Here is a 9,063-nt window from a genome sequence, read left to right as displayed (position 1 = left end):
GGCGCCGAGGACGGCCGTCGCGCCGGCGACCCACCGGCGGACGAGCGCCCGCTCCCGGGCCGGGTCGGCCTGGGCGGCGGCGATGCGCGGCAGGAGCACGGCGGCGATGCCGGTGCCCATCATCCCGGGCAGCGACGCGAGCGCCGCGGCGGCCGAGTACAGCCCGAGGGCCACCGTGCCCATGATCGCGCCGACGAGCGTGCGGTCGAGCGCCAGGCCGTCGATCGGTCCGATGCTGCCCACGTAGGTGGCGCGCGTCAGGCGCCACAGGTCCGGCCCGTCGAGCCGCTCGTCGGCGTCGGCGGGGCGCGCCGCCAGCAGCCCCAGCGACACGACCATGCCGACGCTGAACGCCCCGATCATCACGGCGGACAGCACGAGCGGCGTGGTGCGGTCGACGACGACGAACATCCCCGCCATCACGAACGTCACGAGGGTCTGCGGCAGGAGGGTCGCGAGGGCGATGCGGGGCATCGGCGCGCCCTCGCCGAGCAGCCCCGCGAGGACGAGGCGGTAACCCATGTTCAGCAGGGCGAGGGCCACGACCGCGGCACCGAGCCACCAGACGCCCGGATCGCCGACCTCTCCGTGCAGCACCGCGAAGAGGACCCCGAACGGCAGCGCCACCGCCACGGCGAGCACGGTCCACGGGCGGACGAGGTGCCCGACACCGCCGCGCGTCGTGAGCCCGCGGGCCGCGAGCCGCGCGGTGAGCGCGTTCGGCAGGCTGCCGCCGAGCGTGAGCTGCGCGGCCATCGCCGACAGCGCCACCACGAGCGCCAGCTCGCCGCGTCCCTCGACGCCGAGCAGCCGTGCCGAGATGATCCCCGTGATCGTCAGCAGGCCCTGGACGACGAACCCGCCGCCGACGACGAACAGGGCCGCGATGCGCTGGGTCACGGGCGCTCTCCGAGCAGCGTCCGGCAGTACCGGTCGACGGCGTCCCAGCGGTCGGCCGTGCCCGTCCTCAGCTCGACCTCGCCCGCGAGGACCGCGCGCATCGCCTCGGCGAGCGCGGGCACGGTCAGGTCGCACGCCAGACCACCGCCGAGCGCCTCCACCTCCCGCGCCCGCACGGTCGAGCCGGCGGTCACGACCGCGACGCCGGCGGCCTCCGCCTTGCCCATGATGCCGCTCGGACCGTTGTTGGTCAGGGGCACGGGGATGACGTCGACGGCGGCGACGAGCTGGTCGAGCGTGTCGTTGTCGAGGTAGGTGTCGCGCGCGACCACCCGCGCGCGGCGCTCGGGCTCTAACCCGTCGACCCACGTCCGCACCTCGGGCGAGAACGCGCCGGCCACGACCAGCCGGGCGTCGATCCGTCCGGCCTCGAGTGCCTCCAGCACCATCGGGGCGTTGCGTCGCTCGGAGATGAGGCCGAACACCCCCACGAGCGCCTCGTCGCGGGGCAGGTCGTGCTGCTCGCGCCAGCGGTCGCGGTCGCGCGCGTGCGCCGTGCAGAACTCCGGGTCGTTGACCCGGGTGACGACCCAGCCGCGCTGGGTGTCGCCGCGGCCCTTGTAGCCGACGACGCGCTGCAGGGCGCCCGTGAGCCGGCCGGCCACCACGAGCAGCGCCTTGGAGACGCGCAGCCGCCAGCCGGTGCGGTCCAGCAGCGGCACGCGCGCCGGGTAGCGCGTCAGCATGAACACCACGCGCGGCCGGACGGGCAGGCGACGCAGCGCGCGAGGCGCGGCGTACCACCAGCGCTTCAGGGCCTGGTCGCCGTCGAGGTGCACGACGGTGCGCACCGGGACCCTCTGCTCGGCGCGGCAGCGCGCCTCGACCTCGCGGACGAGGTCGGCCGTGCTCGGGCTCGAGCCGTCGAAGACCTCCGCGACGGCGAGCCGGCCGGCCGCGAGGTCGTCGCCCAGGTACTCGGCGTAGGCGGGATCGTCGGACGCGCCGCGCCGGGTCAGCAGGACGACCGGTCCCGACGGGGCCAGGTGACGGGTCAGCCACGACACCGACTGCAGGTGGTGCCCGTCGCTGCTCGGGTCGACCAGCAACGTCGTGGAGCGCTCGCCCACCGTGCATCACTCCCGTCGCGCGCCGCCTGACCACCGGTCCGTCCACCGTGCCGTCCATCGGGGAAACGACGAGCGCCAGCCTAGGTCACGCGCCACGCGCGGAACCGTCCCCGAGCCGTTCCCGACCGCGGTACGGTTCCCCCGTGTCAGGGATCAGCCACGTGGTGATGCGCCAGCTGGCGCGCCGGGGACTCGTCGTGCGCCGCCACCCCGCGGCCCGGCGGCAGCGTCTGCTCGTCGACCGCGGCGTCGACCTCGTGCTCGACGTGGGAGCGGCACGCGGCGGCTACGCCACCGAGCTGCGCGAGTTCGGGTACACCGGCCGCATCGTGTCCTTCGAGCCCCTCGCGGCCGCGCACGCCGACCTGGTCCGCGCCGCGGCGTCGGACCCGCGGTGGGAGACCCGGCACACGGCGCTCGGCGACACCACCGGCCGGCAGGAGATCCACGTCGCCTCCAACAGCGACAGCAGCTCCCTGCTGCCCATGGCCGACCAGCACCGCGCCTCGAGCCCGGACATCCAGATGGTCGGCACCGAGACGATCGAGGTCAGCCGGCTCGACGACGTCGCCGCTGACGTGCTGGGCGAGGCCCGCACGCCGTTCCTCAAGATCGATACGCAGGGCTTCGAGCGCGCCGTCCTCGAGGGCGCCGAGACCACCGTGCCCCGCCTCGTCGGCCTCCAGCTCGAGCTCTCGTTCGTCACGCTCTACGAGGGCGGGATGCTCGCGGACGAGGCCATCTCGTGGGCCTACGACCACGGGTTCGTGCTGGTCGGGCTCGACCAGGGCTTCACCGACCCGGGCGGGGCCGTCCTCCAGGCCGACGGAGTCTTCCTCAGGCCGTGACCCGCACCACCGTCCGGTCGTTGTGGCACCTGACCAGCCCTTCCCCGCTCCTCCTCCCCGAGCCCTAGCCCCGAGAGGCGTGACGTGAACCGTCGTCTGAAGGCCGCGATCCGACCCGCGGTCCTCGCCGCCAACACCCCCGTCGCACGCCGTCGCGCCCTCAAGGAGCTGGCGGCCGCGCCGCGGCCCCTGCGGCTCGAGCTGGGCGGCAACGCACCGCGTGCGGGCTGGGTCGTGACCAACGTCGGCCCGACCACCCGCCTGTACATGGACGCGACGGAACCCTGGCCGCTCGGCGACGGCGAGGTCGAGGCGATCTACTCCGACAACGTCATCGAGCACATCCCGCTCCACCCGGCCCGCACCCTCTTCGCCGAGGCGTACCGGTGCCTGCAGCCCGGTGGCGTGATCCGGTTCGTGACGCCCGACCTGCGCGCGCACGTCGAGCGGTACCTGACCGGCACGGCCCCGAAGGGCGACCCCGAGGCGAAGGTCTACGAGGACTGCGGCCTCGTGGTCGAGCACCCGGTCGACTGGGTGCAGATCCCGATCGCCTCCTTCGAGCACCACCTCGGCTACGTCTACGACTTCGAGACGCTCGAGGCCGAGCTGCGCCGCGCGGGCTTCACCGAGGTGCACCGGCGCGAGCTGAACGAGAGCCCCGTGCCGCACCTCGCCGGCCTCGACCTGCGCGCCGCCGAGGGTGGCGCACAGATGGCCGTCGAGGCCGTGCGCTGACGTCGATGCGCGTCGCCATCCTCGCGACCGGCTGGGCCGGCTTCAACGACGCCGCCTGCCGCGAGCTCGCCGCCCGCGGGGTTGAGCTGCTGGTGGTCACCGAGAGCGAGACGTCGGACACCGCGTACACGTCGCACCGCTTCCGCGAGTACGCCCAGGTCCACCTGTGGCACGAGGCCCCGGCCGACGGGGAGGTGCGCGACGTGGTGCGCGCCTTCACCCCCGACGCCGTGCTCATGCACTCCTGGCACTACGGCCCCTACCGCGAGGCGGTCAAGGCACTGCCGCCCGGCACGCTGCGGGTGCTCTGGATGGACAACGTCTGGCGCAACATCCCCAAGCAGTGGCTCGGCCGTGCGGTCGCGCCGTGGTGGGTGCGCTCCCTCTTCGACTGCGTGATGGTGCCGAGTGACCGCACCGAGTTCTTCGCCCGCCGGCTCGGCTTCGGCGAGGGCGACGTGATCCGCGGGTCGCTCAGCGCGGACACCACCGTCTTCGGCTCGCCCGCCCGCGCGGGCGAGGAGGTCGCCGGACGTCGACGCTTCCTGGCCGCCCTGCGCCTGGTGCACCACAAGGGCGCCGACGTGCTCGCGGAGGCGTACCGCCTCTACCGCAGTCGCTCGACGGACCCGTGGGACCTCGACGTCGCCGGCATCGGACCCCTCGCCGGCGCGTTCGACGGGCTCGAGGGCGTCACCATGCTGGGCTTCCAGCAGCCCGCCGAGGTGGCCGAGCGCATGCGTGCCTCGTCGTGCCTGGTCGTGCCGTCGAGGGAGGAGCCGTACGGGGTCACGCTGCACGAGGGCGCGCTCAGCGGGCTGCCGATCATCACCACCTACTTCGTGGGGGCGGCACCGCCGTTCGTGCAGGACGGGCAGAACGGCTGGACCGTGCCCGGGGGCGACGCGGAGGCCCTGGCGGAGCGGATGCTGCAGGTGGCCTCGCTCGACCCGGAGCGGCTCGGGCAGATGTCGGCCGTGAGCGTCGGCCTCGGGATGCGCACGAGCTCACGAGGCTGGGCCGTGAACCTGCACGAGGAGCTCCAGCGGCGCCACCGTGCGCTCGCCCGCTGAACGGGCCCCGCAGGACCCTCAGGAACCGCCGAGCAGGTGCTCCACGACGGCGGTGCGCGCCTCGAGGGCACGCTCCCGCCTGGCGGTGAACCGCTGCTGGGCGTCGGCACCGTCGGGCAGCCCCTGCCGCAGCACGTCCAGCACCACGGCCCCCACGTCGCCGTCGAGCGGGACCAGGAGCGGCGCCGGGACGAGCTCGGCGAGGCAGCCGACGTCGACAGCCACCGACGGCACGCCGTGGCGCATCGCGTCGAGCACGACGAGCGGCTCGGCCTCGTTGCGGTAGCGGCTGGGGAACACGAACAGGTCGACGTCGGCGTAGAAGCGCTCGACGCCCTCGTGGTCGAGGGGTCCCGTGACCACGAGGGCGTCGCCGAGGCTCTCCCGTGCGGTCGCGACCACTGCAGCGGCTGCCTCGTCCGCACACGGACCGGCGAGGACGAGGGTGCAGTCGAGCCCCGCGTCGCGCGCGCGGACCGCCGCGTCGACGACGTCCTGCAGCCCCTTCTCGAGCGTGAGGTTGCTCAGGTGGCCGAGCACGACCCTGCCGTGCGGCGGGTGCGGCGACCGGTCGACCGGGGCGAGGAGCGCGGCGTTGGAGCAGACCACGACGTCCTGCGCGAGCGGGTAGGTGCGGCGCAGCCGGTCGGCCATGACGTCGCCGAGCACGACGTGACGCACCGACGAGCCACCCCAGCGCACCAGCCTCTGCATCGCCGGCACCGGCGTGTCCAGGTAGCTGGAGTTGTGGTGGTGGAAGACGACGCGCAACCCTCGCCGACGGGCCAGCCCCACCACCAGGGCCTGGTAGTGCAGCAGCTCCCCGCCGGCGCCGCCGACGTAGACCGACCCACGCCGCGCCACGCAGAGGCGCAGCAGGCCCCGCACCAGCCGACCGACGCGACGCAGCGGGCCGACCGCGTCGTTGGAGTCGTTCAGCTCCAGCCGGGCGCCGCGGGAGCGCAGCTCTGCGGCCATCAGGTCCGTGACCCGTGCCGCGCCGGTCACGGGCGGGGGCAGCGGACCGTGAATGCGGACGGGGGCCGTGCTCGCCATCGCTGCTCCGATCCTGGGGTCGCGCCCGAGGATACGACGGTGCGGCGCCGTCGGCGGATCCACCTCCGCCTCCACGCCGATGTCCTAGGGTGGGCGGGCCAGACCCCCGCCCGCCCGGGCCCGCCGGAAGGACGTCCGCCATCCGCTCCACCGTCCTCGGCCTGCTCGTCGGCCCCTTCCGCGCGTCCCTGGTCCGCACGCTGCGCGCGACGCTGCGCCACCGCACCCCCGTCGTCGTCGGAGGTCGCTTCCGCATCGTCGGCGCCTCGCGGCTCACCGTCCGGCGCGGCTCCCGCGTGTTCCTGGGTGCCGGCTTCTACGGCTTCCTCCACGGCCGGGAGAGGTCGGTCCTGCGGCTGCGCGGCCGCCTGACGTTCGAGGGCAACGCCGCGATCGCCGCGGGCAACCGCTGGGACGTCGGACCCGACGCGGTCGTCACGGTCGGGCCGCGCACCTACGTCTCCCCCGACTGCACGGTCGTGTCCACGCAGGGCGTGAGCATCGGGGCGGACTGCGCGATCGGCTGGGGCGTGCAGATCGTCGACGACGACTTCCACCGTCACGGCAGTGGCGGCCACGTGCCCGACGGCCCCTCCTCCGCCCCGATCACGATCGGCGACCACGTGTGGGTCGGCAGCCGCGCGATGATCTTCAAGGGCGTGACCATCGCCGACGGCTGCATCGTCGCGGGCGGAGCCGTCGTCACCCGCTCGGTCGAGGAGCCGCGGTCGATGGTCGCCGGCTCCCCGGCCCGCGTGGTGCGGTCGGACGTCGACTGGACCTGAGCGGCGAACCGCCCGCGCGCCCGCCCGTACACTTCGGGGAGTGGAGTTCCTCAACGGCCTGCAGCCGACGCACGACCTGACGTACAACGACGTGTTCATGGTGCCGCGGCACTCGGCGGTCACCTCGCGCTTCGACGTCGACCTCTCGACGAGCGACGGCACCGGCACGACCGTCCCGCTCGTCGTGGCGAACATGACCGCCGTGTCCGGGCGGCGCATGGCCGAGACGATCGCGCGCCGCGGCGGCATCGCGATCATCCCGCAGGACATCCCCGCCGACGTCGTCGCGTCGACCGTCGCGCGGGTCAAGGCCGCCCACACGCTGTACGACACGCCGGTCACGGTCCCGCCGAGCACCACCGTCGGCGAGGCGCTGAGCCTGCTGCCGAAGCGCTCGCACGGCGCGGTGGTCGTGGTCGAGGACGGCAAGCCGCTCGGCGTGGTCACCGAGCGCGACGGCGCCGAGGTCGACCGGTTCGCGCAGGTGCACGAGATCATGTCGACCGACGTCCGCACGGTCGAGGCCGGGCTCGAGGCGCGCGAGTACTTCGACGTGCTCGCCGGCAACCACCTCTCGCTGGCACCCGTGCTCGACGGCGGCGAGCTCGTCGGCGTCGTCACGCGCAAGGGCGCGCTGCGCTCCACCATCTACACGCCGGCCGTCGACCCGGACGGACGTCTCGTCGTCGGCGCGGCCGTCGGCATCAACGGCGACGTGCGCGCCAAGACCGACGCGCTGCTCGCGACGGGCGTCGACGTGCTCGTCGTCGACACCGCGCACGGCCACCAGCAGAAGATGCTCGACGCCCTGCCCCTCGTCCGGGCCGCCCGCGACGCGCACGAGGCCGCCACCGGACGACGCATCCCGATCGCGGCCGGCAACGTCGTCTCGGCCGACGGCGTGCGCGACCTGGCGGCGGCCGGTGCCGACATCCTCAAGGTCGGCGTCGGCCCGGGCGCCATGTGCACCACCCGGATGATGACCGGCGTCGGTCGCCCGCAGCTCTCGGCCGTGCTCGAGTGCGCGGCGGCCGCGGCCGAGGTCGGCGCCCACGTGTGGGCCGACGGCGGTGTGCGCTACCCGCGCGACGTCGCGCTCGCGCTGGCGGCCGGCGCCGCGAGCGTCATGATCGGCTCCTGGTTCGCGGGCACGCACGAGAGCCCGGGCGACCTGCGCCACGACGCCGACGGACGCGCCTACAAGGAGTCCTTCGGCATGGCGAGCTCGCGCGCCGTCGCGAACCGCACCCGCGACGCCGCCGGCTTCGAGAAGGCGCGCATGGCGCTGTTCGAGGAGGGCATCTCGACGTCGCGCATGTACCTCGACCCGGAGCGTCCCGGCGTGGAGGACCTCGTCGACGGCATCACCGCCGGGGTGCGCTCGAGCTTCACCTACGCCGGCGCCCGGAGCCTGGCCGAGTTCGCCGAGCGGGCCGTCGTCGGCCTGCAGAGCACCGCCGGGTACGACGAGGGACGCCCGCTGCACCGCTCCTGGTGACGTCGCTCCTCCCCCGGAGGTGCCGCGCGCTCAGCGCAGGATGATCGCGAGGCCGCGCTCGAAGGAGGCGTCGAGGTCGGGATCGGCCTCGACGATCCCGACGGCGGCGGCCTGGCGGTGCAGCTGGGTGGCCTGCGTGTGCCCGACGACGTAGAGCAGCAGCGTGCGGGCCACGTCGCGGTCGCTGTGGTCGGCCAGCGCGGTCTCGAGCGCGAACTGCCCGAGCCGGAACGCGGCCGTCGTGGCCACGACCTCGGCGCCGTCGCGGACGGCGAGCATGGCGGTGCGCAGCCGCTGCGACGTCGCCGCGAGGTCGGCGTCGACCTCGACCGGCGCCACGACGCGGTCGGCCATGAGGCCGAGCAGGGTCTGCTTGTCGGCGACGTGGTGGTACAGCGCGCTGGGCTGCACGCCGAGCTCGCCGGCCACGCGGCGCATCGTGCAGTACTCCAGGCCGTAGGCGTCGAGCACCCGCAGCGCGCCGGACACGACGTCGTCCAGGCTGTTCGCCACGTGGTTGCCCCTCCCGCTCGGTCGACCGGTGTGCCACACTACCGAACGACGTTCACCTGAACGTCGTTCAGGAACGAAGGACCGTCCCGCCATGAGCAGCACCACGACCGCGCGCCGCCGCAGCCTCACCACCACCGATCTCGCCCTCGTCGCCGTCTTCGCCGCGCTCGTCGCGGTGTGCTCCGTCGTCGCGGCGCTGCCCTTCGGCGTCAACGGGGTGCCCGTCACGCTGCAGCTCTTCGGCGTCTTCCTCGCCGGCGCCGTGCTCGGACCCGTGCGCGGCTTCCTCGCCGTCGCCCTCTACCTCGCCGTCGGGGCGGTCGGGGTGCCCGTCTTCGCCGGACCGGTGGGCGGCCTCGCACCGTTCGCCGGACCGACGGCCGGATACCTCGTCTCCTTCCCCCTCGTCGCCCTCGTCGTGGGGCTCGCGGTGCAGCGCGCCCGCGCCGCGGGACTGCCTTATGTCTATCTCGGCTATTGGGTGAAGGGGTCGCCGCGCATGGCGTACAAGACCCGCTATCA

The 9,063-nt window shown here is 74.3% G+C and carries 10 protein-coding genes; 6 read left to right on the top strand and 4 right to left on the bottom strand.

The genetic code is table 11. The features are described from left to right. The coding region (locus A6Q79_RS01260) for an oligosaccharide flippase family protein (protein ID WP_317695584.1) at window positions 1-900 on the bottom strand (900 nt) is incomplete at its 3' end. After that, on the bottom strand, window positions 897-2,030 hold the full coding sequence (locus A6Q79_RS01255) for a hypothetical protein (RefSeq protein WP_286689882.1): 1,134 nt from the start codon (window positions 2,028-2,030) through the stop codon (window positions 897-899). The genes A6Q79_RS01260 and A6Q79_RS01255, both read right to left, overlap by 4 nt. Before the next feature lie 143 nt (window positions 2,031-2,173). On the opposite strand from A6Q79_RS01255, the gene A6Q79_RS01250 reads away from it, so the two are divergent. The 3 genes from A6Q79_RS01250 (at window position 2,174) to A6Q79_RS01240 (ending at window position 4,689) form a co-directional block, all read left to right on the top strand. Beyond that, window positions 2,174-2,878 carry an FkbM family methyltransferase gene (locus A6Q79_RS01250; RefSeq protein WP_067860018.1) on the top strand — a complete coding sequence of 235 codons (705 nt, stop codon included), beginning with the start codon at window positions 2,174-2,176 and terminating at the stop codon, window positions 2,876-2,878. 84 nt (window positions 2,879-2,962) lie between these two features. Continuing rightward, the gene (locus A6Q79_RS01245) at window positions 2,963-3,616 is read left to right on the top strand and encodes a methyltransferase domain-containing protein (protein WP_067860021.1); all 654 of its coding nucleotides are present in this window, start codon (window positions 2,963-2,965) and stop codon (window positions 3,614-3,616) included. A 5-nt stretch (window positions 3,617-3,621) separates the two neighbouring features. Next, window positions 3,622-4,689, top strand: coding sequence for a glycosyltransferase family 4 protein (locus A6Q79_RS01240; RefSeq protein WP_286689883.1), 1,068 nt, complete (start codon window positions 3,622-3,624; stop codon window positions 4,687-4,689). Window positions 4,690-4,707: 18 nt separating this feature from the next. On the opposite strand, the gene A6Q79_RS01235 is transcribed toward A6Q79_RS01240, so the two are convergent. Continuing rightward, window positions 4,708-5,745 (bottom strand): glycosyltransferase family 4 protein, encoded by a 1,038-nt coding sequence (locus A6Q79_RS01235; protein ID WP_067860027.1) that lies wholly within the window; start codon window positions 5,743-5,745, stop codon window positions 4,708-4,710. An 89-nt stretch (window positions 5,746-5,834) separates the two neighbouring features. Here A6Q79_RS01235 and A6Q79_RS01230 point away from each other — a divergent pair, with 89 nt between their 5' ends. Beyond that, window positions 5,835-6,530 carry an acyltransferase gene (locus tag A6Q79_RS01230; protein ID WP_286689884.1) on the top strand — a complete coding sequence of 232 codons (696 nt, stop codon included), beginning with the start codon at window positions 5,835-5,837 and terminating at the stop codon, window positions 6,528-6,530. A 40-nt stretch (window positions 6,531-6,570) separates the two neighbouring features. Beyond that, window positions 6,571-8,028, top strand: coding sequence for a GuaB1 family IMP dehydrogenase-related protein (locus tag A6Q79_RS01225; RefSeq protein ID WP_286689885.1), 1,458 nt, complete (start codon window positions 6,571-6,573; stop codon window positions 8,026-8,028). Between the two features lie 30 nt (window positions 8,029-8,058). Here A6Q79_RS01225 and A6Q79_RS01220 read toward each other — a convergent pair whose 3' ends face one another. After that, entirely contained in the window at window positions 8,059-8,541 is a 483-nt protein-coding gene (locus A6Q79_RS01220) for a TetR family transcriptional regulator (protein WP_067860036.1), read from the bottom strand. A 91-nt stretch (window positions 8,542-8,632) separates the two neighbouring features. Between A6Q79_RS01220 and A6Q79_RS01215 the strand changes: the two genes are divergently transcribed. Continuing rightward, window positions 8,633-9,063 (top strand): biotin transporter BioY (locus A6Q79_RS01215; protein ID WP_317695572.1); only part of this gene is annotated, 431 nt, incomplete at its 3' end.

This window comes from Aeromicrobium sp. REDSEA-S32_B7 (assembly GCF_001626145.1).
GTDB lineage: Bacteria > Actinomycetota > Actinomycetes > Propionibacteriales > Nocardioidaceae > Aeromicrobium > Aeromicrobium erythreum.
This window is presented reverse-complemented; position numbering and strand designations above follow the sequence as displayed.